This is a genomic window from Hymenobacter humi, from assembly GCF_042665855.1.
Lineage (GTDB): Bacteria > Bacteroidota > Bacteroidia > Cytophagales > Hymenobacteraceae > Hymenobacter > Hymenobacter humi.
Window position 1 is genome coordinate 1,007,495 of the sequence record NZ_JBHTEK010000001.1, and the last position, 23,441, is coordinate 1,030,935.

The 23,441-nt window shown below is 61.8% G+C and carries 22 protein-coding genes and 4 pseudogenes; 15 read left to right on the plus strand and 11 right to left on the minus strand.

Features of this window, described 5'->3' with window-relative positions:
• Positions 1-310: 310 nt before the first annotated feature.
• The 6 genes and pseudogenes from ccoS to ACFQT0_RS05675 all read right to left on the minus strand — a co-directional run bounded on the left by ccoS (position 311) and on the right by ACFQT0_RS05675 (position 2,971).
• Positions 311-469, minus strand: a complete 159-nt coding sequence (gene ccoS / locus ACFQT0_RS05650) for a cbb3-type cytochrome oxidase assembly protein CcoS (RefSeq protein WP_380201108.1) — start codon at positions 467-469, stop codon at positions 311-313.
• An 11-nt stretch (positions 470-480) separates the two neighbouring features.
• Positions 481-1,809 (minus strand): heavy metal translocating P-type ATPase, encoded by a 1,329-nt coding sequence (locus ACFQT0_RS05655; RefSeq protein WP_380201110.1) that lies wholly within the window; start codon positions 1,807-1,809, stop codon positions 481-483.
• A gap of 98 nt (positions 1,810-1,907) precedes the next feature.
• Positions 1,908-1,958 (minus strand): annotated as a pseudogene (locus tag ACFQT0_RS05660) (hypothetical protein); the annotation flags it as partial.
• Positions 1,940-2,296, minus strand: a complete 357-nt coding sequence (locus tag ACFQT0_RS05665) for a hypothetical protein (RefSeq protein ID WP_380201112.1) — start codon at positions 2,294-2,296, stop codon at positions 1,940-1,942. The gene ACFQT0_RS05665 and the pseudogene ACFQT0_RS05660, both read right to left, overlap by 19 nt.
• Positions 2,283-2,663 (minus strand): hypothetical protein, encoded by a 381-nt coding sequence (locus ACFQT0_RS05670; RefSeq protein WP_380205920.1) that lies wholly within the window; start codon positions 2,661-2,663, stop codon positions 2,283-2,285. Before ACFQT0_RS05670 ends, ACFQT0_RS05665 begins: the two co-directional genes overlap by 14 nt.
• A gap of 104 nt (positions 2,664-2,767) precedes the next feature.
• Positions 2,768-2,971 (minus strand): hypothetical protein, encoded by a 204-nt coding sequence (locus ACFQT0_RS05675; protein WP_380201114.1) that lies wholly within the window; start codon positions 2,969-2,971, stop codon positions 2,768-2,770.
• Between the two features lie 163 nt (positions 2,972-3,134).
• Between ACFQT0_RS05675 and ACFQT0_RS05680 the strand changes: the two genes are divergently transcribed.
• The 5 genes from ACFQT0_RS05680 (at position 3,135) to ACFQT0_RS05700 (ending at position 5,445) form a co-directional block, all read left to right on the plus strand.
• Positions 3,135-3,611, plus strand: coding sequence for a hypothetical protein (locus tag ACFQT0_RS05680; RefSeq protein WP_380201116.1), 477 nt, complete (start codon positions 3,135-3,137; stop codon positions 3,609-3,611).
• Between the two features lie 41 nt (positions 3,612-3,652).
• On the plus strand, positions 3,653-4,039 hold the full coding sequence (locus ACFQT0_RS05685) for a group III truncated hemoglobin (RefSeq protein WP_380201118.1): 387 nt from the start codon (positions 3,653-3,655) through the stop codon (positions 4,037-4,039).
• Between the two features lie 17 nt (positions 4,040-4,056).
• Positions 4,057-4,359 carry a cupin domain-containing protein gene (locus ACFQT0_RS05690; RefSeq protein ID WP_380201120.1) on the plus strand — a complete coding sequence of 101 codons (303 nt, stop codon included), beginning with the start codon at positions 4,057-4,059 and terminating at the stop codon, positions 4,357-4,359.
• 271 nt (positions 4,360-4,630) lie between these two features.
• Positions 4,631-5,275 (plus strand): universal stress protein, encoded by a 645-nt coding sequence (locus tag ACFQT0_RS05695; protein ID WP_380201122.1) that lies wholly within the window; start codon positions 4,631-4,633, stop codon positions 5,273-5,275.
• The gene (locus tag ACFQT0_RS05700; protein ID WP_380201124.1) at positions 5,218-5,445 is read left to right on the plus strand and encodes a universal stress protein; all 228 of its coding nucleotides are present in this window, start codon (positions 5,218-5,220) and stop codon (positions 5,443-5,445) included. Before ACFQT0_RS05695 ends, ACFQT0_RS05700 begins: the two co-directional genes overlap by 58 nt.
• Positions 5,446-5,555: 110 nt before the next feature.
• On the opposite strand, the gene ACFQT0_RS05705 is transcribed toward ACFQT0_RS05700, so the two are convergent.
• Positions 5,556-5,891 carry a thioredoxin gene (locus tag ACFQT0_RS05705; protein WP_380201126.1) on the minus strand — a complete coding sequence of 112 codons (336 nt, stop codon included), beginning with the start codon at positions 5,889-5,891 and terminating at the stop codon, positions 5,556-5,558.
• A 212-nt stretch (positions 5,892-6,103) separates the two neighbouring features.
• On the opposite strand from ACFQT0_RS05705, the gene ACFQT0_RS05710 reads away from it, so the two are divergent.
• The 9 genes and pseudogenes from ACFQT0_RS05710 (at position 6,104) to ACFQT0_RS05750 (ending at position 16,829) form a co-directional block, all read left to right on the plus strand.
• Complete coding sequence (locus ACFQT0_RS05710; protein WP_380201128.1) at positions 6,104-7,117, plus strand: PAS domain-containing protein; 1,014 nt, start codon at positions 6,104-6,106, stop codon at positions 7,115-7,117.
• Positions 7,056-7,718, plus strand: coding sequence for a sensor histidine kinase (locus ACFQT0_RS05715; RefSeq protein WP_380201130.1), 663 nt, complete (start codon positions 7,056-7,058; stop codon positions 7,716-7,718). Before ACFQT0_RS05710 ends, ACFQT0_RS05715 begins: the two co-directional genes overlap by 62 nt.
• Positions 7,696-8,753, plus strand: a pseudogene (locus tag ACFQT0_RS05720) (response regulator). Before ACFQT0_RS05715 ends, ACFQT0_RS05720 begins: the two are co-directional and overlap by 23 nt.
• Positions 8,754-10,426: 1,673 nt before the next feature.
• The gene (locus ACFQT0_RS05725) at positions 10,427-10,654 is read left to right on the plus strand and encodes a hypothetical protein (protein WP_380201132.1); all 228 of its coding nucleotides are present in this window, start codon (positions 10,427-10,429) and stop codon (positions 10,652-10,654) included.
• Positions 10,655-10,664: 10 nt separating this feature from the next.
• Positions 10,665-10,892: a hypothetical protein gene (locus tag ACFQT0_RS05730; RefSeq protein WP_380201132.1), complete on the plus strand. Its 228-nt coding sequence runs from the start codon at positions 10,665-10,667 to the stop codon at positions 10,890-10,892.
• A 10-nt stretch (positions 10,893-10,902) separates the two neighbouring features.
• Entirely contained in the window at positions 10,903-11,130 is a 228-nt protein-coding gene (locus ACFQT0_RS05735) for a hypothetical protein (protein WP_380201132.1), read from the plus strand.
• Between the two features lie 10 nt (positions 11,131-11,140).
• Entirely contained in the window at positions 11,141-12,115 is a 975-nt protein-coding gene (locus ACFQT0_RS05740; protein WP_380201134.1) for a hypothetical protein, read from the plus strand.
• Positions 12,064-13,053 (plus strand): putative Ig domain-containing protein, encoded by a 990-nt coding sequence (locus ACFQT0_RS05745; RefSeq protein ID WP_380201136.1) that lies wholly within the window; start codon positions 12,064-12,066, stop codon positions 13,051-13,053. Before ACFQT0_RS05740 ends, ACFQT0_RS05745 begins: the two co-directional genes overlap by 52 nt.
• Positions 12,969-16,829, plus strand: a complete 3,861-nt coding sequence (locus ACFQT0_RS05750; RefSeq protein ID WP_380201138.1) for an MBG domain-containing protein — start codon at positions 12,969-12,971, stop codon at positions 16,827-16,829. Before ACFQT0_RS05745 ends, ACFQT0_RS05750 begins: the two co-directional genes overlap by 85 nt.
• Before the next feature lie 114 nt (positions 16,830-16,943).
• Here ACFQT0_RS05750 and ACFQT0_RS05755 read toward each other — a convergent pair.
• A pseudogene (locus ACFQT0_RS05755) lies at positions 16,944-18,061 on the minus strand (mandelate racemase/muconate lactonizing enzyme family protein).
• A gap of 506 nt (positions 18,062-18,567) precedes the next feature.
• Here ACFQT0_RS05755 and ACFQT0_RS05760 point away from each other — a divergent pair.
• Positions 18,568-19,758, plus strand: a complete 1,191-nt coding sequence (locus tag ACFQT0_RS05760; protein WP_380201140.1) for a metal-dependent hydrolase family protein — start codon at positions 18,568-18,570, stop codon at positions 19,756-19,758.
• Between the two features lie 178 nt (positions 19,759-19,936).
• On the opposite strand, the pseudogene ACFQT0_RS05765 reads toward ACFQT0_RS05760, so the two are convergent.
• The 3 genes and pseudogenes from ACFQT0_RS05765 to uvrB form a co-directional block, all read right to left on the minus strand.
• Positions 19,937-20,556, minus strand: a pseudogene (locus ACFQT0_RS05765) (head GIN domain-containing protein).
• A gap of 285 nt (positions 20,557-20,841) precedes the next feature.
• Positions 20,842-21,210, minus strand: coding sequence for a hypothetical protein (locus tag ACFQT0_RS05770; RefSeq protein WP_380201142.1), 369 nt, complete (start codon positions 21,208-21,210; stop codon positions 20,842-20,844).
• 80 nt (positions 21,211-21,290) lie between these two features.
• The gene (gene uvrB / locus ACFQT0_RS05775) at positions 21,291-23,333 is read right to left on the minus strand and encodes an excinuclease ABC subunit UvrB (protein ID WP_380201144.1); all 2,043 of its coding nucleotides are present in this window, start codon (positions 23,331-23,333) and stop codon (positions 21,291-21,293) included.
• Positions 23,334-23,441 lie beyond the last annotated feature (108 nt).

Genomic DNA, 23,441 nt, shown 5'->3' on the forward strand with positions numbered 1-23,441 from the left:
GTAAGCGGTGCGACCTGCATAGAGCGAAGAAGTAGATTGTTTTTACTGCTTCAAAGGTCCCCCGGGCCCCTCCCTGGCTGGCATGACCCACGTCACGCAGAGGCTTGATTGATATCAATTCGCAACTCGCTTATACCTGATTATTTGGAATAGTTATTTAGCCTAATTCAATAGTGCTAGGCTATAATAGGGCTTATTGCTATCCAGTGGTGGCCGCATCCTTGTCCCCGATTAGTTCAACTAGCGCAATGGCGCCCACGGCTGGGCTACGCTCCACACTATTGCTCCTTGAGCCGGGGCTACTGATAAATCAACTGCCTTTTTGCTCATCTTCCTCATCGAAGAGCATGCGAACGGAAGGCGTATACTCGTCCTCGTACTGCCCGCTGCGCACCGCCCAGAGAAACGCGCCCAGAAACGTGAGGGCCACCAGCAGGCTGATGCCAATCAGCAAAAAGATAATCGTCATAGCAAGCAGGATTAGAGGTGATGCCGGTGGGCGGCCCAGCGCACCAGCACGGTGGCTACTACCATCACACTCAGCGAGCTAATGGGCATGAGAATAGCCGAAACAATGGGCGTGAACAGCCCCTGCACGGCCAGCGCCAGCCCAAAGGCATTGTAGCAAAACGATAGCGCAAACGTGGCCAGCACCACCCGCAGGCAAGCCCGCGAAAAGCCCAGGAACGTAGCCAGCCGCCCAAATTCGCCGGCGTCGAGAATGGCGTCGCAGGCGGGCGAGAAGTTGGTGAGCGTGTCGGTGAGGGCGATGCCGGCGTCGGCGGCGCGCAGGGCGCCGGCGTCGTTGAGGCCGTCGCCTACCATTACCACGGTGCGGCCCTGGGCGCGCTGGGCCGCAATGTAGGCGAGCTTATCGGCTGGCGACTGCCGGAAGTGCAGCTCCGCGTCTTCGCCAAAGAGCTGCTGCAGCCGCGCGCGTTCGGCGTCGGTGTCGCCCGAAAGCACGGCCAGCCGGTAGCGGCGGCCCAAGGCCTGCAGCACCGAAGCCAGCGCCGGGCGGTACACGTTGTGGAACGTGAAGTAGCCAGTGGGCTCGCCATTGAGCGCCACGTACACGCGGGTTTCGCCTTCGAAGTAGCGTGGCCGTGCCCGGTAGGGACTCTGCGAGTCCGCGCCGGAACCGTTCCGTTCTGCTTCTTGTGGGCGCGGACTCGCAGAGTCCACGCTACTTCCGGCAAACGCGGCAGCGCCCAGCCGCACGGTTTCGCCCGTTTCACTGACTGCCTGGATGCCCTGGCCGGGATGTTCTTCGCAAGCAGCCAAGGCCAGAATTGAGCCCGCAAGCTCCCGTGCCAGGCGCTGGCTGAGCGGGTGCGTAGACTGCGCCGCAGCCGTGGCCACCAGGCGCAGCTCTGAAGCGGACAGGGGACGGCCGTGGTAGGCTACTTCGGCCTGGCCGGTGTCGGTGAGCGTGCCGGTTTTATCGAATACCAGCATGTCGGCCCGGCCCAGGGTTTCCACCACGGCGGAGTTCTTTACATACAGCTTGTGGCGGCCCAGGACCCGCAGCGCGGCCCCCAGCGCAAAGGGCGTGGCCAACGACAGCGCACACGGGCAGGCAATGACCAGGACCGAGGTGAAGGCCCGCCACATCATGGTGGTGTCGCGCGGGCCCCAGTACACCAGCGTGCCGGCGGCCAGCAGCAGCGTCACGGCCACAAAGTAGCGGCCCACGCGGTTGGCGTAGGTTTCCAGGCTGCGGTGGGTTTCTTCTTTGGTAAAAGCGGGGTTGTTCCAGAGCTGGGTGAGGTAGCCCTGCGACACTTCGCGCACCACTTCCAGCTCCACGGCCTCGCCCAGCCCGGCCGCCGGCGTACACCAGGCTCGCCCGAGGCGCGGGCCACCGGCGTGCTCTCGCCCGACACGAAGGAGTAGTCAATCTGCCCGGCGCCGCGCAGCAGCACGGCATCGGCCGGAATCACTTCCTGGTGGCGCACCCGGATGCGGTGGCCTTTTTCAGCTCCTTCACCGAGATGGACTGCTCGCCCGCGGGCGTGAGCCGCGTCACGGCCACCGGGAAATACGAGGTGAAGTCGCGGTCGAAGCGCAGGGCGTCATACGTATGCTGCTGCACCCACTTGCCAATCAGCATGAAGAACACCAGGCCCGTAAACGAGTCGAAATACCCCGGCCCACTGCCCGAGAGTACCTCGTAAGTACTCACGCTGAATAGCGAGGCCAAGCCCAGGCTAATCGGAAAATCGAGGTTGATGTAGCGCTGCTGCACGCCCTGCCACGCCGAGCGAAAGAACCCGCGGGCGCTATACAGCAGCACCGGCAGCGCCAGCGCCAAACTCAGGTAGCCAAAAAAGCGCCCGAACCCCGCCTGCAGGTCTTCCACAAAGGAGAAATACTCGGGCAGGGCCAGGAGCATCACGTTTCCAAAGGCAAAGGCGGCTAAACCCAGCCTGGTAGTACAGCGTGCGGCCGGCGCGGTGCGGCTGCGCGCCCAGCTCAGCCAGCGTAATCTGGGGCTCGTAGCCCACCGAGGCCAGCAGCTGCACCACGTCCTTCAGGCTGGTTTCGGCAGTTAAATAGGTAATGGTGATTTCCTTGCGCAGAAACTGCACCCGCGCCTCCACGATGCCGGGGTTGAGCCGGGGCAGGTTTTCGAGTAGCCAGATGCAGGAGGTGCAGTGCATCTGGGGCACCTGCAGCGTGAGCCGCGCCCGCTCCGGCGAGCGAAACGCCAGCAGGCTGGGCCTGCACGGTTTCCGAATCGAGGTAGTCGAAGCGGCCGGGCAGCTCAATTTCCTTCACTTTCAGGCCGGGCTGAGCGTCGAGGCGGTAGTAGGTGCAGAGGTTGTTGGCGTCGAGCAGGCTCGTACACCGTGCGGCAGCCGGCGCAGCAGAAGGGCTTGTCGGCCAGCAGCAACGGCTCGGGCGGGCACGTTTCGCCGCAGTGGGCGCAGGCAACACGGGTAAGAGGTTGTTCGAGGACGGCGGGCACGGGCAGGCACGGTGGGTTCGGCTACAAAGCTCCGGGCCGAAAAGAGCGGGTACGATGACGACTATCATCCGCGGGCTTGATTAATGTTAGGGTTAGCACCGGGGTGGGAGGGGACCTTTGTGCCGCCTCCAGGCCCGTCTATCATTGCCCTGCCTCCTTGTTTATGCGCCAATCGCTCTCCCTTCTGCTAGTCGCCGCCCTGCTGCTGTGGGCCGGCATGGTGGCCGCCATCTCCTTTCTCGAAGCCCCGCTCAAGTTCACCGCGCCGTACATTACGGTGGCGCTGGGCGTGGGCATTGGCCGCGTGGTGTTTCACGCGCTGAATAAGGTCGAAATCGTGCTGTGCACGCTGGCCGCCATCAGCGCCGTGTACCTGCACGTGCCGCGGCGGGTGGCGCTGGGCGTGGCGCTGCTCGCCTTCGTGCTGCTCCTGCAAACCTTTTGGCTGCTGCCGGCGCTCGATGTTCGGGCCGAAGCCCTGCTCAGCGGCAACGCCCCGCCGCCCAATTCCCTGCACATTGTATACGTAGTTATGGAAGCCATCAAGCTATTGCTGCTGCTCGGCACGGGCACGCTGGCGTACCGGGTGCTCAACCGCCCGCCAAAGCAACCGGTGCGCCACCTGCACCAGTACGCCTGAGCAATCAGCCCAACGGCCACTCCGCATTCTTTCCTACCGCTATGACCGACTCCCGCCCCGATATCCAGACCGAAGCCGACATCAAGGCCCTCGTCGATACGTTCTACGACAAGGTGAATGCCGACCCGCTGCTGGCGCCCGTCTTCAACGACTTTGCTCACGTGGACTGGCCGGCCCACCTGCCGCGCATGTACGATTTCTGGAGCAGCATCCTGCTGCACACCGCGCGCTACAGCGGCCAGCCGTTTCTCAAGCACATTCCGCTGCCCATCAACGAGGCGCATTTTCAGCACTGGCTGACCTTGTTTTTCCGCACCGTGGATGAGCTGTTTGCCGGGCCGGTAGCCGATGAGGCCAAGCTCCGCGCCCAGAACATTGCCCGCGTTTTCGAAGCCCGGCTGCGCCCCAGCCGGCTCTCCATTCTCTAACCCTAACCCCCTTCTCCATGGAAATTGCCAACGGCAGCCTGCTCACGGGCACCCACACCCGCCCCGACGATGCCAACACCAGCGTACTGCTCAAGCGCGACGGCCACCGCGTGCTGCGCAAGCGCTTCGAGCCCGGCCAGGGCATGGCCCCGCACCACGCGCCCCACGACGTGCTGGCCGTGGTGCTGAGCGGCGAAATGCGCATCACCGTGGCCGGCGAGCCGAATAACTACGTGGCCGGCGACTACGTGGTGTTTCCGGCCGGCACCGAGCACAGCCTGGAATGCGTGCAGGCTGCGCAGGTGCTCATTTACCTGTAGCGGCTGCCTATGCGGCGGCCCCTGGGCCACAAGTTGAGCTGCACGCGTATCCGTGCAGCTCTTTTGGTTTGTTAACAATAAGGTAACTAGCTGATTTGTTATCTTGCCATATACCTTAGCCCTTCGAACTATTGGCTGCATGATGCTGCCAATAGGTTTCACGTTGAGACATGGCTGAGCGGTGGGCGTGAAACGACGGCGCCAGTTAGCTCAATTTTTGCCTGTCGCGCCGCCGGTTTCCTTTTTGCCATAGCTCCTTTTCCTGTTCACCATGGATGCACCCACGCTGCTCGTACTTACCGATTTCTTTAAGGCGTCCAGCCGGGCCCTCGACTACGCCACCAACCTGGCCGCCCCGCTCAAGGCGCGGCTGGTGCTGCTGCACGTACGCCGCGACTCCCTGCTGGACCCCGAGGCGCTGGTGAGCGACGCGCCCCATCTGAGCACCTCCGCCGTGAAGCTGGCCCTGGACAGCCTGGTGCACAAGCTGCCCGTGCCCGCCGTGACCGAAGTAGGCCACGGCCGCGTGCTGCCGGCCGTGGCCGATGCCGTGAAGCGCCACCGCCCGGCCCTCATCGTGCTCAGCCGGCCCAACTGGGACGAGGTGCCCGACGAGGTGAACTCCACCACGGCCGTCGACATCCTGCAGGACGCGCCTTACCCCATGCTGGTGGTGCCGCCCACGGTGGCCAGCACGGCCTCGCCCCGCCGCCTGCTGCTGGCCGCCGACGGCGAGCCGTTTGCCTTAGGAGACTTTGGCCCCACGGCCCAGGACCTGCTGCAGGCGCTGCACGCCGAGCCACGGTATTCAACTGCGCGCCGGAGGCCGGCTTCAGCGCCGATGCGGCCCTCGAATCGGTGCTGCAAAGCGGCCTGGCCGCATCGCTGGCCCCGCCCCACAGCCGCCACGTGGTGAGCGCCGACCCGGGCGAGGCCATTGTGGCCGCCGCCCGCCCTGCCGACTACGACGCGGTGGTGCTGCTGGCCCGCCGGCGCAGCGTGCTGGGCCGCTTGTTTCACGAGAGCGTAACGGCCCACGTGCTGCTGCACAGCAAAATACCCGTGCTGGTGCTGCCCGTGCAGTAGCCACTCTGGGTTAGGCTACGAACAAAGAAAAGCAACGTGGCCCCGGGCGCTGATAAGCCCGGGGCCACGTTGCTTTTAAGGCTGATTCGCGCCGGGCTGCTGCCGGCAGCTTAGCGAGCCTGCGGCTGAGCGCGGGCGGCTTGCAGCAGCGTGTTCACGCTGGATTCGTCTTCGGGCAGGCCCTCGTGCCGCCACAGCTCCACGCCCTGGCGCACCAGCACGCAGGCCGGCAGCGCGGGCGTGCCGAAGCTGCGAACCACGGCGGGGTGGCTGGCCTCGTCGACCTTCAGGACCCGGACCGCCGGCCCGAGCCGCCGTTGCAGGGCCAGAATGGAAGCATTGTTGAGCGCGTCGGGAGCTACTTCCCCGAACGGCACCAGCGGCAGCATCACGAGCAGCACGGCCGTCTCCGGACGCAATGCGGGCGAGTGGGAAGAAAGGAACATCAGTAATTAGTAGTTAGCGTGCCGTAAAAGTAATTTCCCGTTTTGGGGGCTATATGAGCCTCCTCAAGCTGCAGCTTGACATTTGTCATAGCCCGGTTTTTGGCGTATTTTGACGAACTTTGGCACCCCCTGCACTGGCTCAACTTACAACCGTTGCTGGTACGTATTGTTGAGTTCGGCGTTGCGCTGTTCCGCCGTCTTCTGCCTCCCTTATGCCCGCCGACTCCTTCTCGCGTTCCTTAACCGATGTGCTCATCGAGCAGACCCCCGAGTTTTTGGGGATTTACGACCCCGGGCTGGGCTGGTTTAGGCGCGTCAATCCGGCGGGGGCGCGGCTGATGGGGTACGCCTCGGTGCAGGAGTTTCTGGCCGAACCCAGTCGCGCGCTGCGCACCGCCGCCTTTTCGACCGCCGACTGGGACGCCCTCCGCGAACAGGCTCGCCAACGGGGCCGGCAGGACGCCGAAACCGAAGTCATCCGGCCCGACGGCTCGGCCTTTCAGAGTTGCGTCGAGCCGACGTATTTCCAGGAGGAAGGCACGCCGCTGTTTTTGGTGCGCATCACCGAGCAGAACCGGCTGCACCAGGTGGAGCAGGAGCTGGCCCTGAGCGTGCGCCGCTTCGAGGCCGTGTTTGCCAACGCCACCATCGGCATCCTGGTGTGCAACCGGGTGGGCGTCATCGTGTCGGCCAACCAGATGGCCCATCAGCTGTTTGGCTACCCCGAGGGCACGCTCACCGGCGAGCTCATCGAGGCGCTGGTGCCCAACGCCAGCGGGCGCCAGCACCGGCAGCTGCGCGAGTCCTTCAACGCTTCCCCGTCGGTGCGCTCGATGGGCGCCCACAGCGGCGACCTCGAAGCCCTGCGCCGCGACGGCTCGGTGTTTCCCGTCGAAGTGAGCCTGAGCTACTTTTCCCTCGACGAAGAGCTGTTCGTGGTGTCCTACGTGCTGGACATTACCTATAAAAAGAACGCCCAGCAGGCCCTGATTTCCGAGCGCCAGCGCGTGGAGCGGCTCAACGCCGAGCTGGAGCAGAAGGTGGCCGACCGCACCCACGCGCTGCTCAGCACCCTCGAGCAGGCTCGAGCAGCGCAAAGACGAGCTGTCCAAGGCCCTGGCCGCCGAGCAGGAGCTCGGCGAGCTCAAGTCGCGCTTCGTGTCCATGGCCTCGCACGAGTTCCGCACGCCGCTCACCGCCGTGCTCACTTCGGCCTCTCTCATTGAGCAGTACCCGGCCACCGAGCAGCAGGACAAGCGCCTGCGCCACCTCGAGCGCATTCGCCAGTCGGTGAACCACTTGAACGACATTCTGGAAGAGTTTCTCTCGGTGGGCCGCATCGAGGAAGGCAAGGTGGAAGCGCGCCCGGCCCTGCTGAGCCTGCCCGAGCTGCTGCAGGAAACCGTGGTCGACGTGCAGGGCCTGCTCAAGCACGGCCAGACCATCGAGCAGGACGTGACTTGTCCCGAAACGGTGTGGCTCGACGCCTCGCTGCTGCGCAAAATCCTGGTGAATCTGCTGTCCAACGCCCTCAAGTACTCGGGCGAAAACTCGGTGGTGCGCGTGCGCGCCACCTGTGCCGAGGGCCAGCTCACCCTCACGGTGCAGGACCAGGGCGTGGGCATTTCCCGCGAAGACCAGGAGCATCTGTTTGAGCGCTTCTTCCGGGCCCGCAACGTGACCAATGTGCCCGGCACCGGCCTGGGCCTTTACATTATTGCCAAGTACCTTGAGCTGATGAACGGCACCATTGCCCTGGAGAGCACGCTCGACGTGGGCACCACCGTCACCCTAACCATCCCCTATGAAAACCATTCTGCTGATTGAGGACAACGACTTCATCCGGGAAAACACCGCCGAAATCCTCGAGATGACGGGCTACGCGGTGCTCACGGCTGAAAATGGCAAGGTGGGGGTGGAAAAAGCCCTGGAAACGCGGCCCGACCTCGTGGTGTGCGACATCATGATGCCCGTGCTCGACGGCTACGGCGTGCTGCACATCTTCAACCAGAACCCGCAGCTCTCGGGTGTGCCCTTCATCTTCCTCACCGCCAAAACCGAGCGTAACGACCTGCGCCGCGGCATGGAGCTGGGCGCCGACGACTACCTCACCAAGCCCTTCGACAGCAGCGAATTGCTCAGCGCCATTGCCGGCCGCCTGGCCCGCTTCCAGAACCTCAAGCCCGACTACGACCTGCACGCCGGCGGCCTGCACGAGTTCCTCAACGACGCCCAGAAAGTGGGCAACCTCACCAGCCTCTCGGCCGACCGCAAGCCCCACGCCGTGCCCCGCAAGCAGATTGTGTACGCCGAAGGCGACGAGGCCACGCGCCTCTACTTCGTGCAGGCCGGCCGTGTGAAAACCAGCAAGGCCACCGCCGCCGGCAAGGAGCTGATTACGGGCCTCTACCAAGCCGGCGACTTTTTTGGCTACAAAGCCTTGCTCGAGGGCACCGAGCACCACGACTCGGCCGTGGCTGTGGAAGACAGCACGCTGCTCTACATCCCGGCCGACGATTTTACCCAGCTGCTCAACCGCAACCCCGCCGTCAGCCAGCAGTTTGTGCGCCTGCTGGCCGGCCGCGTGCGCGAGCAGGAAGAGCTGTTGCTCGACATGGCCTACAACTCGCTGCGCAAGCGCGTGGCCGACACCATCCTGCGCCTGCACGAGCAGCAGCGCCACCTCGACGCCGCCAACCCGCTCATTCAACTCTCGCGCGACGACATGGCCGCTCTCATCGGCACGGCCCCCGAGTCGTTGAGCCGCACGCTGAGCGAATTCCGGCACGACGGCCTGATTGAGCTGACCAGCAAGTTTATCCGGGTGCTGCAGCCCGAGCAGCGCGGCGCGCCAACTGGTAGCCACGCCACGCCGCCCGTCCCTAAAGTTTGGCTAAGGTATAAGTGAAAGCAAAAAGCCCCGGCCAACCAGGCCGGGGCTTTTTGGGTGCAAAGCAGCGTGCTGGACGCTTAATAGCTAAACCCATCCTCCCTAAGCTCAGCGCAGGCTATGCGGCACTCAGCCTGCACTGCTAAGCCCAATGACTGCAATTTGCCAGGCCAACCCATTGGAATGCGGTTTTAAAAGAAGCCACTAATACGGGATGGCAAGTGCCTTCATGCTTTCCAGGCTTTATCCAGTGGTGTTACTCTGCCTGAGCTGTTGCTTTTGCTACTGGCGAGCCTTAACAAGGCCTTATAAAAGCACGCATATGGTTCTTAGTGCCTCAAACCGATTTATGAGGGAATATGCCGCGCATTGCTGCTTGCAAAAAAGGATATGTTACCTCCTCACTTATGCTCATTAGTTAGTATGCAATTATTCTGCTTACAAAGAACTGTTGCGCACTTAAAAATTGCACTTTTAAGGGTGCAATCCTGATTAATAAGAAAAATATACTGGTTTGTAACCCGGGACCTATAAAAGGCGCCAGGCCTAAGAAGCTCTGGACTGAGGCGAAGAATAATAGGTGACAGAATGAGGCTACTTCGATTTTTTGGTGGGTAGAGAGCCCATTATTACCTGCGACATGATATTAATTACTTGTTAATCAAATTATTGTGTTGAACACACTGTGTTAGTGTTCTGCTATATTAAAAATTTGGGTGTAGCTCAATTAAAAAATAGAAAAATTATATATTTGCATTTATTACAAAATAATGCCTTGAAAATACCAAAGACAGACATTTTGCCATTTTTAACCTCATCTATTCGTCATATTCTAATAATATATTGGTTAAAATCCGTATAAATTCTATAAAACAACTTTTTTATTCGAAAAGTGATGGTTAGCTTTGAATCCATTTTGTACAGACCCAAAAACTGGATAGCACAACAAGAACTCCTCTTTTCTAGGAAGTCCTTCCGTAGATTATTGCACTTAATAAATAGTTATTAAACCGTTTGTAAACCCACCCCAACCACATTTATGAACAAAAACTTACCCCCACACCAAGCGGGAGATACTTCAAGGCCTACGGGTTCTTGCTGCTCCTGCTGCTGAGTTCATTTGCTTCATTCGGCACCGAATACCCATCAGGAGTTGCCATATCTCCTATTACTGCTACTGCGCAGACAGTGTGCTTAGGTGGTTCATCTACGGCGCTTACACCAGTGCTTTCTGTTTGTAATGCTGGTTCAGGTGGGTCTAAAGCAAACATTACATATAGCTGGTACTACAATTTAACTAATACAACCAGCACAACAAATGCAACGCGTGTTCAAGGACCGACGAGCGGAAACACTAATACAACGCTAAATAGTTATTCTCCGTCAACGACGACAGCTGGAACTCGGTATTACTTCTGCCAAGTTACTCAGACTACCGCTCCGACCACAAGTGGTTGTGGTAGCATAACAACGGCTTTTACCACCGGTACTGTTGCTGTTACCATCAACGCTGCGCCCAGCGTAGCGGCCATCAGCGGCACGGCCTCGGCCTGCGTGGGCGGCACGACCACCCTGAGCACGACCACCACCGGCGGTGCGTGGAGCAGGCTCGAACACGGCGGTTGCCACCGTTAGCACTTCGGGTGTGGTCACCGGCGTCAGCGCGGGTCCGGCCACCATCAGCTACACGGTGGCTGCCTCGGGCGGCTGCGCAGAGGCCAAGGCCACCAAAGACGTTACCATCAACGCTGCGCCCAGCGTAGCGGCCATCAGCGGCACGGCCTCGGCCTGCGTGGGCGGCACGACCACCCTGAGCACGACCACCACCGGCGGTGCGTGGAGCAGGCTCGAACACGGCGGTTGCCACCGTTAGCACTTCGGGTGTGGTCACCGGCGTCAGCGCGGGTCCGGCCACCATCAGCTACACGGTGGCTGCCTCGGGCGGCTGCGCAGAGGCCAAGGCCACCAAAGACGTTACCATCAACGCTGCGCCCAGCGTAGCGGCCATCAGCGGCACGGCCTCGGCCTGCGTGGGCGGCACGACCACCCTGAGCACGACCACCACCGGCGGTGCGTGGAGCAGGCTCGAACACGGCGGTTGCCACCGTTAGCACTTCGGGTGTGGTCACCGGCGTCAGCGCGGGTCCGGCCACCATCAGCTACACGGTGGCTGCCTCGGGCGGCTGCGCAGAGGCCAAGGCCACCAAAGACGTTACCATCAACGCTGCGCCCAGCGTAGCGGCCATCAGCGGCACGGCCTCGGCCTGCGTGGGCGGCACGACCACCCTGAGCACGACCACCACCGGCGGTGCGTGGAGCAGGCTCGAACACGGCGGTTGCCACCGTTAGCACTTCGGGTGTGGTCACCGGCGTCAGCGCGGGTCCGGCCACCATCAGCTACACGGTGGCTGCCTCGGGCGGCTGCGCAGAGGCCAAGGCCACCAAAGACGTTACCATCAACGCTGCGCCCAGCGCGGCCTTCAGCTACAGTGCCGCTTCGTTTTGCAAGACGGGCACCAACCCTTCTCCGACCGTCACAGGCACGGCGGGCGGCACGTTCTCAGCCCCAAGTGCGCTGAGTATCAACCCCACCACCGGCGTCATTAACCTAGCATCCAGCACGGTGGGCGGGCCTTACACCGTTACCTATGCGGTAGCTGCTTCGGGCGGCTGCGCGGCAACCTCGGCTACGGCCAGTGTTACCATTACTGCGGCGCCAAGCGCGGCATTCTCGTATGCTGGTTCACCTTATTGCACCAGTGCTTCGGACAGCCAGGCGGCCGCGTTGGCCGCCGGGGCAACGACCGGTACATTTAGCTCGACCGATGGTCTGATATTGGATGCGTCGACGGGTGCCATCACGGCCTCGGCTTCAACTCCGGGCACCTACACGGTGACCAACACCATCGCTGCCAGCGGCGGCTGCGCGGCCGTGACGGCCACGACCAGCGTCACCATCAACGCAGCACCTAGCGCAGTGTTCTCGTACGCTGGCTCGCCTTACTGCAAAACGGGCACCAACCCAACCCCAACCGTAACGGGCACGACGGGCGGCACGTTCTCGGCGCCGAGCGCGTTAAGCATCAACGCCAGCACCGGCGTCATTGACTTGGCCAACAGCGCGGCCGGCGGGCCTACACCATCACGTACACCCTCGCCGCTAGCGGTGGCTGCGCGGCCACCTCGGCCACGGCTAGTGTTACCATTACTGCGGCGCCTAAAGCTACCTTCTCATACGCAGGCACGCCTTATTGCACGTCCTCCCCTGCCGTTGCAGCGACAATGGGCGCAGGCGCCACTACGGGCACGTTCTCGGCTTCTCCCGCAGGCTTGATAATAGATGCTTCGAATGGCGAGATTACGCCCAGCTCCAGCACGCCAGGTACCTACACGGTGACCAACACCATCGCCGCCAGCGGCGGCTGCGCAGCTACCTCGGCCACGGCCAGCGTCACCATTACGAATAGAGCGGTGGCGACCTTCTCATATGCCGCTACTCCCTACTGCACGACTGTTTCTTCGGCTAAGGTAGCATTGGGCGAAGGTGCTACGGCGGGCACGTTCTCGGCTTCTCCCGCAGGCTTGATAATAGATGCTTCGAATGGCGAGATTACGCCCAGCTCCAGCACGCCAGGTACCTACACGGTGACCAACACCATCGCCGCCAGCGGCGGCTGCGCAGCTACCTCGGCCACGGCCAGCGTCACCATTACAGCGGCACCCATTGCGGCGTTCTCGTATGCTGGTTCGCCTTACTGCACCAGCGCTACGGGCAGCCAAGCGGCCACGTTGGCCTCAGGCGCTAGCACCGGTACATTTACTGCTGCCACGGGCCTAAGCCTGGATGCGTCGACGGGTGCCATCACGGCCTCGACCTCGGCGCCGGGCACCTACACGGTGACCAACACCATCGCCGCCAGTGGCGGCTGCGCGGCCGTGACGGCCACGGCCACGGTAATTATTAATGCTGTGCCTGCTATCACAGGCCAACCGCAGTCTGCTAGCAAGACGGTGGACCAGTCCGTAACCTTTACGGCTACGGCAACCGGTACAGGCCTGAGCTATCAGTGGTATAAAGGAACTCCTGGTCCGCAGACGGCTATAAGCGGCGCAACAAATGCCACATACTCCATAGCTTCGCTTACTACCAGTGACGCCGATGACTATTATGTGGTTGTTAGCGGCACTTGTGCCCCAGCGCTACTAGCACGGCCGCCACGCTTACTGTCGATAAAGCTGACGCGAGCAGCAGCATCGCGCTGGCCGGCCTGAGCCAGACGTACACGGGTGCGCCGCGCTTGGCCACGGCCTCGACCACCGTCTCGGGCACGAGCACTTTCAGCTTTACCTACGCCTTGCTGACCAACGGGGTGGCGGGTACGGCGAGCGCCGCGGCGCCCACCAACGCGGGTTCCTACGCCGTGGTGGCCACGTTGAGCAACGCCAACTACTCGGGTACGAAAGCTGGCACGCTGGTCATCGGCAAGGCCACGGCCACGCTGGCGCTGGGCGCGAGCACCTTCACCTACGACGGCGATGCCAAAGAAGTGGCGGTGACGACCACGCCCGCCGGCTTGAGCGGGGCAGCCATCACGTATGATGGCTCGGCCACGGCGCCCGCCAATGCGGGTTCTTACGACCTAGTCGCCACGTTGACCAACCCGAACTACTCGGCTCCCAATGCCACCGGTACGCTGGTCATCGAGAAGGCCGACGCGAGCAGCAGCATCGCGCTGGCCGGCCTGAGCCAGACGTACACGGGTGCGCCGCGCTTGGCCACGGCCTCGACCACCGTCTCGGGCACGAGCAGCTTCACCTTTACGTATGCCTTGCTGACCAACGGGGTGGCGGGTACGGCGAGCGCCGCGGCGCCCACCAACGCGGGTTCCTACGCCGTGGTGGCCACGTTGAGCAACGCCAACTACTCGGGTACGAAAGCTGGCACGCTGGTCATCGGCAAGGCCACGGCCACGCTGGCGCTGGGCGCGAGCACCTTCACCTACGACGGCGATGCCAAAGAAGTGGCGGTGACGACCACGCCCGCCGGCTTGAGCGGGGCAGCCATCACGTATGATGGCTCGGCCACGGCGCCCGCCAATGCGGGTTCTTACGACCTAGTCGCCACGTTGACCAACCCGAACTACTCGGCTCCCAATGCCACCGGTACGCTGGTCATCGAGAAGGCCGACGCGAGCAGCAGCATCGCGCTGGCCGGCCTGAGCCAGACGTACACGGGTGCGCCGCGCTTGGCCACGGCCTCGACCACCGTCTCGGGCACGAGCAGCTTCACCTTTACGTATGCCTTGCTGACCAACGGGGTGGCGGGTACGGCGAGCGCCGCGGCGCCCACCAACGCGGGTTCCTACGCCGTGGTGGCCACGCTGAGCAACGCCAACTACTCGGGCTCGGCCACGGGCACGCTGGTCATCGAGAAGGCCACGGCTACGGTGACCTTGGCCGGCCTGAGCCAGACCTACACCGGCTCGCCGCGCTTGGCCACGGCCTCGACCACCGTGTCGGGCACGAGCAGCTTCACCTTTACGTATGCCTTGCTGACCAACGGGGTGGCGGGTACGGCGAGCGCCACGGCGCCCACCAACGCCGGCAGCTATGCTGTAGTGGCCACGCTGGTGAACCCGAACTACGCGGGTACGAAAGCCGGCACGCTGGTCATCGGCAAGGCCACGGCCACGCTGGCGCTGGGCGCGAGCACCTTCACCTACGACGGCGATGCCAAAGAAGTGGCGGTGACGACCACGCCGGCCGACCTGAGCGGGGCAAGCATCACGTATGCGGGGGCCACCACGGCGCCCGCCAACGCGGGGACGTACGCGCTGGTGGCTTCGCTGGACAACCCGAACTACACGGCCAGTCCGGTTAGCGGCACGTTGGTCATCGAGAAGGCCGCCGCGAGCAGCACCATCACGCTGGCCAGCTTAACTCAGACCTACACCGGCTCGGCCCTGTCGGCCACGGCCTCGACCACCGTGTCGGGCACGAGCAGCTTCACCTTCACCTATAATGGCTCGGCTACGGCGCCCACCAACGCGGGCTCCTACGACGTGGTGGCCACGTTGGTGAACCCGAACTACGCGGGCTCGGCCACGGGCACGCTGGTCATCGAGAAGGCCACGGCTACGGTGACCTTGGCCAGCCTGAGCCAGACCTACACCGGCTTGGCCCTGTCGGCCACGGCCTCGACCACCGTGTCGGGCACGAGCAGCTTCACCTTCACCTATAATGGCTCGGCTACGGCGCCCACCAACGCGGGCTCCTACGACGTGGTGGCCACGCTGGTGAACCCGAACTACGCGGGCTCGGCCACGGGCACGCTGGTCATCGGCCAGGCTACGCCGACTATCACGTGGAACAATCCTTCTGCCATCACTTATGGCACAGCCTTGTCTCCTACACAGTTGAATGCCGCCGCCAATGTAAATGGCACATATGTCTACTCACCTGCGTCTGGCACCAAGCTTTCGGCCGGTCAAAGTCAGTCTTTGAAAGTGGACTTCACGCCCACAGATGCTGTCAACTACACAACGGCAACCAAGACAGTGACCATCAATGTTAATCCGGCTGCCCTTACCGTAACGGCAAACAGTGTTGCTAATGTGCAGTACAGTGATATAGTACCGGCATTCACTGCTAGCTACTCTGGCTTTGTTTACGGCGAAACAGCAGTTGGCGGTACCCTCAGCTTTACTACGACCGCCAAACTGGAGACCAACAGAGCTGTGTCGAGTGGACCAGGCACATACCAGATTACGCCTGGCGGACTCACTTCTTCTAACTACAACATCACCTACACATCGGCGAATTTTGTAGTAACTCAAGAAGATGCCCGGGTTGACTACATTGGCGCTCAGTATGCGAGCACTGGTGGAGCTACCTCTAACACGGCCACTGTTACATTAAGAGCCCAAGTGCAGGATATCACGGCCTACAATGCGGCAAGTGACCCTAACGCTGGTAATATCACAAATGCAACCGTTGATTTTATCATCAAGAAGTTCGTCGGCGATGCAGCTGTCGCAACAATATTGAATGTTCCTGTAACCTTGGTTACTTCCGGAAACACGATGGTCGGTATTGCTCAGCGCGACTTCACCTTCGACATTGGTAATGAAGTAGGTGTGGTTTACACCATTGAGACTAAAGTAAATGGCTATTACACCTCTGTCAGTGACTTTGATAACATCAACGTTTCGAGGCCCTCTCAGGACTTCGTAACTGGTGGTGGCAATGTGGCTGCTAGTGTTGCTTACTTTGAAAACAAACTTGACCTCACCCGTAAGGTGAACTTTGGGTTCAACATCAAATGGAACAAGTCAGTTAAAAACACGCAGGGCTACCTTAACCTGATGTTCAGAAGCGCTGCAGGAACTATGTACCAATTCAAGGCTACGGCCTTAGGGTCTTTAGCTGTTGATGCTAGCAATGCTTGTTCACAAAAAGCCACGTTCAGCAGCAAAGGCAATCTGAACAATCTGGCCTTGGGAACCAGCGAGGGTAACCTGAACTTGTTCGTATCCATGACCGACGGGGAGCAAGGCCCAGGAACTGACAAAATCCGAATTGAAATATGGAGAGGTGTTCAGGGAGAAGGTGGTGCGCTGGTATTCTCGGCAAGCGGTAGCGGTGCGCTGGGTGAGGTTCTTCTTAACGGCGGCAACCTGTCAGTGCGCAGCGGTGATGTCGTTTGCCCAACAACTCAAAACTCAAACACCGCCAGCACTACGCAGACTGCTACGACCAACGGTCCTGCTGCCAAGCGTGAGGCAGACAGCAACCTCCTGGAAATCTACCCGAACCCGATGGCAGAGAAAGCCACCATCCACTTCCACACGGAGAAGGGTGGCAAGGCTCAGGTGTACCTCTACAACCAGGTAGGTGCACTGGTTGCCACGCTCTACAATGCCGAAGTTGAAAGCGGCCGCGAGTACTACATCTCCCTCTCTCGTGAGAACATTGCGGATGGTGTGTACTTCTGCCGCATGATTACCAACGGCAAAGTGGAGAACAAGCGCATCACCATCATGCGGTAGTTGAGCTTGCTTCAGTAACTGAAGCTTCTACTTAAAAAGGCAGCCAGGAATATCCTGGCTGCCTTTTTGCATTTATCTAGATGTAGATAGATTGGGAATGGGTGAGTTGTTCAATCACTCAAACACCCATTTTTCCGCGTGCCGCAGGTATTGCTCGTCGATAACGGCACCCAGGCCGGGACGGGTGGGAACTTCAATCACGCCATTGGCCAGGTAACGAATGCCGCCGACCACAGGGTCTTCGGCGTACATCAGCGGGGTATCGAAATCGCAGTGGTGGATGGCATCGCTGGTCAGGGCCAGGTGCGCGGCGGCGGTCATGCCCAGGCGCGATTCCATGAAGCCGCCGACTTGCAGCACCATGCCCGCGGCGGCGCCAGCTCCACAATCTTCTGGGCCCGGTGCAGCCCCGACGACTTGCCCAGCTTGATGTTGAACTGGGGGCAGGCGCGTAGCTCAATCAGGCGGGCGGCGTCGTGCTCATCGCCGCAGCTTTCGTCGGCCATGATGGGGATGGGGGAGGCGGCCGACACCCGGGCCAGGTCCATGAACAGGTGGCGGGAGATGGGCTCTTCGCAATGGTCGATGCGGAAGGGCGCCAGCGCCTGAAGCACGGCAATGGCCGCGTCGGCCGTGTGCCAGCCTTGGTTGGCGTCGATGCGCAAGGGGTGGTCGGGCCCGATGCCTTCCCGGATGGCCCGGATGCGCGCCACGTCGGCCGCCAGGGTTTCGCCCAGCTTTACTTTGATGGCCGGGAAGCCCTGCTGCTGAAACCGGATGGCATCGGCCTGCATCTTGTCTGGCGGCCCGAGGCTCACGGTCATATCGGTGGTGAGCACCTTGTTGGTGTGCCCGCCCAGGAAAGCGTAGAGCGGCACGCCTGCTTGTTGGGCTGCAATGTCGTGCAGGGCCATATCGAAGGCACTTTTGATGCTGCTGTTGCCGTAGATGATGCGGTTCATCAGGGCCACGCCGCCGGCCAGGTCCAGGGCATCGTGCCCGTGGAGGCCCCGCGCCAGGTATTGAGCCACGGCAAAGCAGGTGTCGATGCTCTCGCCGTTGATGGTGAGGTAGGGGCTGCACTCGCCATAGCCAGTGCAGCCGTCGGCCGTCCGGATGCGGATGACTACATTTTGCACCTCATTGATGGGCCCCAGCGAAATCACAAAGGGCTCCTTCAGCGGTAGGAACAGCTTGAAAATTTCAATGGACTGGATGGTGGTTTTCAGCATGGAGCGAAGTAAACGAGGAAGCACCTATTTCAAGCCTCTTTGGGAAGCTGGGCTGGGGCTTGGTGGGACCCCAACCCGGCGGAACCTCACCCCCGGACCCTCTCCCTTGGAGAGGGGAGCCACGACGGCGCGAACGTAGCGCGGACTTTTAGTCCGCGCCTGAACGGGTAGAATCGAGCGACTCGCGGACTAAAAGTCCGCGCTACACTCGTCAGGCTCCCTATTTTATTGAGAGGAGCCGAGGTGAGGTGCCACAAGCGCATTTCGGCCCGCAGCCAAAGGCAGCGATTAATGAACGATAGGTAGGGCCAATCCACTAGCTTCGCTGCGTCATCACGTATCCATAACCGCACGTGCTAATGTTGTCGAACGTTTGCCGGGCCGCACCACAACAAGTGCGTGGCCTTTATCAATCAACTAGTCATGTCAGGAAGTTGGGCTGGAGCCTGCTCCTGGTTTGTTGTGCCGGGGCGCTACGGGCCCAAACGGTAGCCTCGCCCGTAACATTGCTGCGGCCCGCCGCGGTGTTCGACGGGCAGGCCATGCACTCCGGCTGGGCAGTACTGGTCGAGAACGATAAAATCACGGCCGCGGGCCCGGCCGCCCAGCTCACCGCGCCAGCCGGGGCCCGCACCCTGGAGCTGCCCGGCCTCACCCTGATGCCGGGGATGATAGAGGGCCACGCGCATATGCTGCTGCACCCCTACAACGAGACGCCCTGGAATGACCAGGTGCTGCTCGAGTCGCAGGCCTTGCGGGTGGCGCGGGCCACCGTGCACGCCCAACGCACGCTGCTGGCCGGCTTCACCACCGCCCGCGACCTGGGCTCCGAAGGGGCGGGCTACGCCGATGTTGGGCTGAAACAGGCCATCAACCAGGGTATTGTGCCCGGGCCGCGCCTGCTGGTGGCTACCCTGGCCCTGGTGGCCACGGGCAGCTACGGCCCCAAGCTGGCCACCGACATCGACGTGCCCCAGGGCGCGCAGGAGGCCGACGGCGTGGACGGCATCGTGCGGGCCGTGCGGGAGCAAATCGGCAAGGGCGCCGACCTCATCAAGGTGTACGCCGACTATCGCTGGGGCCCAAACGGTACGTCGCAGCCCACTTTTTCGCAGGATGAGCTAACGCTGATTGTGCAAACGGCGCGCTCCGCCGGCCGGGGCGTAGTGGCCCACGCCTCCACGCCCGAGGGCATGCGGCGCGCCATCCTGGCAGGGGTCGAAACCATTGAGCACGGCGACGACGGTACCCCCGAAATATTCAAGCTGATGAAGCAGCGCGGCGTGGCGCTGTGCCCCACCGTGGCCGCCGGCGATGCCATTGCCCAGTACCGCGGCTGGAAAAAGGGCCAGGACGCCCTGCCGCCCCGCATTCAGCAGAAGCACGAAAGCGTGAAAGCGGCCCTCAAAGCGGGCGTAACGCTGGCCATGGGCGGCGATGTGGGCGTGTTTACCCACGGCGACAACGCCCGCGAAATGGAGCAGGCGGTGCGCGACTTCGGCCTCACGCCGCTGCAGGTGCTGCGCCAGGCCACCAGCGGCAATGCCCGGATTTTCCACCTCGCCGACCGCGGCAGCATCCGCCCCGGCCTGCTGGCCGATATGGTGGCAGTAACCGGCGACCCCACCCAGAACGTAAGCGCCGTGCGCAACGTGCGGCTGGTGATGAAAGGCGGCGTGCTCTACAAGCAGCCGTAAGGCGCATTTATATATGCTTGAGCTTCAAACACCATAACGCCTGTCATGCTGAGGTACGAAGCATCTTATCGCCGACGAACTAATCGTTGAGCCGTGAGTAGATGCTTCGTGCCTCAGCATGACAGACGTTATGGTTGCAGTTGAGCTGAAACAATAGCAGCACCAGCGACTTGGAGCGTTACTGCACCCGGCGCACGCTGCCGCCTCCGCCGCTGCTGTTGTTGGCCACCCGCGGGTCGCCTTTGTAGCGCACGTCGCTGCCGCCCGAGGCGCTGGAGGAGATTTCGTCTTCGACCGAGACGTTGACGTCGGAACCGCCGCTGGCGCTCACGTTGGCGGTTTTGCTTTGCAGGGCGAAACCGTCGTAGTCGGAGCCCCGCTCACTTCCACTCGCTGGCGCTCCACGCGGCCGGACAGGTCCACATCGCTGCCGCCGGAGGCCTGCACGGTGAGAGTTTTGGCCGTCAGGGCCAGTTTCACGTCGCTGCCGCCGCTGGCCTCAATCCGAAAGTCGTCGGCCCGGAAGGTTGATTCGCCTTTGGCATCGGCGCCCCCGCTCAGCGCCAGGCCCGTGAGCCTGGGGCAGGTGATGTAGACGTTGACTTTGCGGTTGTTGCTCAGCAGGTGGCGCCAGGAGTAGTTGCGCTCCCACCCGATGCGGAGCGTGCCGTCCTCTACTTCCGTAACCAGGTGCTCCTGGGCTTCGGGCGTGCCCTCCACTACCACCGACGTGCTGGAGCCCTGGGTCAGAAACACATCAATGCCGCCACTGGAGCTGACGGCCTGGAAGCTGCCCACCTGGCGGGGCTGTTTTACCTGGGCTTGCGCCGAGCACGAGGCCAGCGCAACGGCGGCGCCTACCAGCGCGGAGGAAAAAAGGGATTTTCATGGAAAAAGCAGAATAAAGGTGTAAATCAATTGATGCAGGAAACCGGGTCGTGGTTGCCTGGCCTACACTAATTTACTATGGCTTTGCGGAAAAGATAGCGCGTCTGCGAAGACGTGGAGATGGACGTGGTGCCTTATAAACGGGGCGCTCGGGGTCGTTGAATTGCAATTCTCTTTCGAGCTTTTGCACGGCTTCTACCGGCCGCGACACGGCACGGATTTCCAGCAGCTCCCAGCCCTCTGCAGCCATCTCGTTGATGGCTTTAAGCAGCAGCCCGTCCAGCTCACCCACGGCACATAGTTCAGGAATTTGCGGGTGGGCTCCAGCTTTATCTGCCCGCGCCAGGCCGGCGCCAGCCAGATGCGGTGGTCGTCGAGGTGCACCTGCTGGTATTGGTAGCGCACTCCCGCTGCATTGCTCACAGTGGTAGTGCTCACTACGAGTTGCATGCTGGTTCCGGGCAGCGCGGGCAGCACGGAGAGTGGAGGAGGCACCGGAATAGATTGAGCCGCGGCGACACGGCAAGACAGCAGGGCCGCAAACCAAAGTAGCACGTTTTTCATGGTGGCAAAAGCAGGAAAAGGGTTGAAAAAGCCGCGTAGAAGCGGCATTTCCAACCCTTTTCGAGTACCATGCCAGCCGGCTAGTCCCGCTTGCTCTTGAGCATGTTTTTCAGGGCCGCCAGCTCGTCGCGCAGCTTGGCCGCTTGGAGGAAGTCGAGCTCCTTGGCGGCCGCTTCCATCTGCTTTTCGGTGGTTTTGATGAGCTTTTCCAGCTCCGGCCGGGTCATCATGGCCACCACGGGTTCGGCGGCTAGCGCCAGGGCCGAGCCGCCGTCGCTGTCGGGGCCGGCGTAGGCCTGCGGCTCAATTACGCGGTAGTCCGACAAGGCCGTTTGGCCCAGGATTTCGGCGTGGCTCTTGCGCACCGTGCGCGGCGTGATGCCATGCTCCTGGTTGTACGCCAGGGTGGCGCGGCGGCGGTTGGTCTCGTCGATGGCGCGCTGCATGGAGCCCGTGATGCGGTCGGCGTACATAATCACCTTGCCCTTGTCGTTTCGGGCGGCTCGGCCCATGGTCTGAATCAGGCTGCGCTGGTCGCGCAGGAAGCCTTCTTTGTCGGCGTCGAGGATGGCCACGAGGCTCACCTCGGGCAGGTCGAGGCCTTCGCGCAGCAGGTTCACGCCGATAAGCACGTCGATTTCGCCCAGGCGCAGCTTGCGCAGAATCTCCACGCGGTCGAGCGTTTTCACGTCGGAGTGCACGTATTCTACCTTGATGCCGAGGCGGTCCATGTACTTGCTTAGTTCCTCGGCCATGCGCTTGGTGAGGGTGGTCACCAGCACCCGGTCGCCCTGCTTCACCCGCTCGTCCACTTCGTCGAGCAGGTCGTCAATCTGGTTGATGCTGGGGCGGATGTCGATTTCCGGGTCGAGCAGGCCGGTGGGGCGGATAATCTGCTCTACGATGATGCCGCCGCTCTGCTCCAACTCGTAGTCCGAAGGCGTAGCCGATACGAACACGGCCTGCCGGTACATGCTCTCGAACTCGTTGAAGGTCAGGGGCCTGTTGTCGAGGGCCGAGGGTAGGCGGAAGCCGTACTCAATGAGGGCGGTTTTGCGGCTGCGGTCGCCGCCCCACATGGCCCGGATTTGGGGCATGGTGGCGTGGCTTTCGTCCACCACCAGCAGGAAGTCGTTGGGGAAATAGTCGAGCAGGCAGAACGGCCGCGAGCCGGGCGTGCGCTGGTCGAAGTACCGCGAGTAGTTCTCGATGCCCGAGCAGTAGCCCAACTCCCGAATCATCTCGAGGTCAAACTCGGTGCGCTCCATGATGCGCTTGGCTTCGGCATCGCGGCCTTCTTTCTCGAAGTACGCGTGCTGCAGCACCAGGTCGTCCTGAATCTGCTTGATGGCCGTGTTCAGCGTTTCCTTGCCGGTCACGAAGAGGTTGGCCGGGTACAGCGCCACGCCGTTGGCCTCGTCCGAGAGCTTCTTGCCGCTCACCGGGTCAATCTTGTGCACCGACTCGATTTCATCCCCGAAGAAGTAGAGGCGGAACGCGTGGTCGGCGTAGGCCGGAAACACGTCCACGGTATCGCCCTTCACCCGGAAGGTGCCGCGCGTAAACTCCACTTCGGTGCGCGAATACAGAATCTGCACAAACTGGTAGAGCAGGTTGTTGCGCGTGTAGCGCATGCCCGGCTTCAGGAAAATGACGTTTTTGGCAAATTCCTCGGGGTTGCCGATGCCGTAGATGCACGACACCGAGGCGATGACGACGATGTCGCGCCGGCCGCTGAGCAGGGTAGAGGTGGTGTGCAGCCGCAGCTTCTCAATCTCCTGATTGATGGCCATGTCCTTCTCGATGAAGACGTCGGAGCTGGCGATGTAGGCCTCGGGCTGGTAGTAGTCGTAGTAGCTGATGTAGTACTCGACGGCGTTGTTCGGGAAAAACGACTTGAATTCGCCGTAAAGCTGGGCAGCCAGCGTTTTGTTGTGGCACAGCACCAGGGCCGGCTTGCCGGTTTGGGCAATGACGTTGGCCATGGTGAAGGTTTTGCCGGTGCCGGTGGCGCCGAGCAGCACCTGGGCGTACTCGCCGTTGTTTACGCCCTCCACGAGCTTGGCAATGGCCGTGGGCTGGTCGCCGGTGGGCTTAAATTCTGAGGTCAGTTGGTACTCCATGCAACGGGAAAGGTAGGCCGAAAAGGTCAGCCTAACTTAACCACAAACCGGTATTTTGGGTTTCGTAGGAAATGAAATGGCCGGCTGTGAAACCACAAACGCCCAGCC

Coding starts and splice junctions, on each gene's coding strand:
- ccoS (WP_380201108.1), bottom strand. CDS start 469: ATGACGATTATCTTTTTGCTGATTGGCATCAGCCTGCTGGTGGCCCTC.
- ACFQT0_RS05670 (WP_380205920.1), bottom strand. CDS start 2,663: ATGCACTGCACCTCCTGCATCTGGCTACTCGAAAACCTGCCCCGGCTC.
- ACFQT0_RS05680 (WP_380201116.1), top strand. CDS start 3,135: ATGCGCCAATCGCTCTCCCTTCTGCTAGTCGCCGCCCTGCTGCTGTGG.
- ACFQT0_RS05685 (WP_380201118.1), top strand. CDS start 3,653: ATGACCGACTCCCGCCCCGATATCCAGACCGAAGCCGACATCAAGGCC.
- ACFQT0_RS05690 (WP_380201120.1), top strand. CDS start 4,057: ATGGAAATTGCCAACGGCAGCCTGCTCACGGGCACCCACACCCGCCCC.
- ACFQT0_RS05695 (WP_380201122.1), top strand. CDS start 4,631: ATGGATGCACCCACGCTGCTCGTACTTACCGATTTCTTTAAGGCGTCC.
- ACFQT0_RS05705 (WP_380201126.1), bottom strand. CDS start 5,891: ATGTTCCTTTCTTCCCACTCGCCCGCATTGCGTCCGGAGACGGCCGTG.
- ACFQT0_RS05710 (WP_380201128.1), top strand. CDS start 6,104: ATGCCCGCCGACTCCTTCTCGCGTTCCTTAACCGATGTGCTCATCGAG.
- ACFQT0_RS05715 (WP_380201130.1), top strand. CDS start 7,056: ATGGCCTCGCACGAGTTCCGCACGCCGCTCACCGCCGTGCTCACTTCG.
- ACFQT0_RS05745 (WP_380201136.1), top strand. CDS start 12,064: ATGGGCGCAGGCGCCACTACGGGCACGTTCTCGGCTTCTCCCGCAGGC.
- ACFQT0_RS05770 (WP_380201142.1), bottom strand. CDS start 21,210: ATGAAAAACGTGCTACTTTGGTTTGCGGCCCTGCTGTCTTGCCGTGTC.
- uvrB (WP_380201144.1), bottom strand. CDS start 23,333: ATGGAGTACCAACTGACCTCAGAATTTAAGCCCACCGGCGACCAGCCC.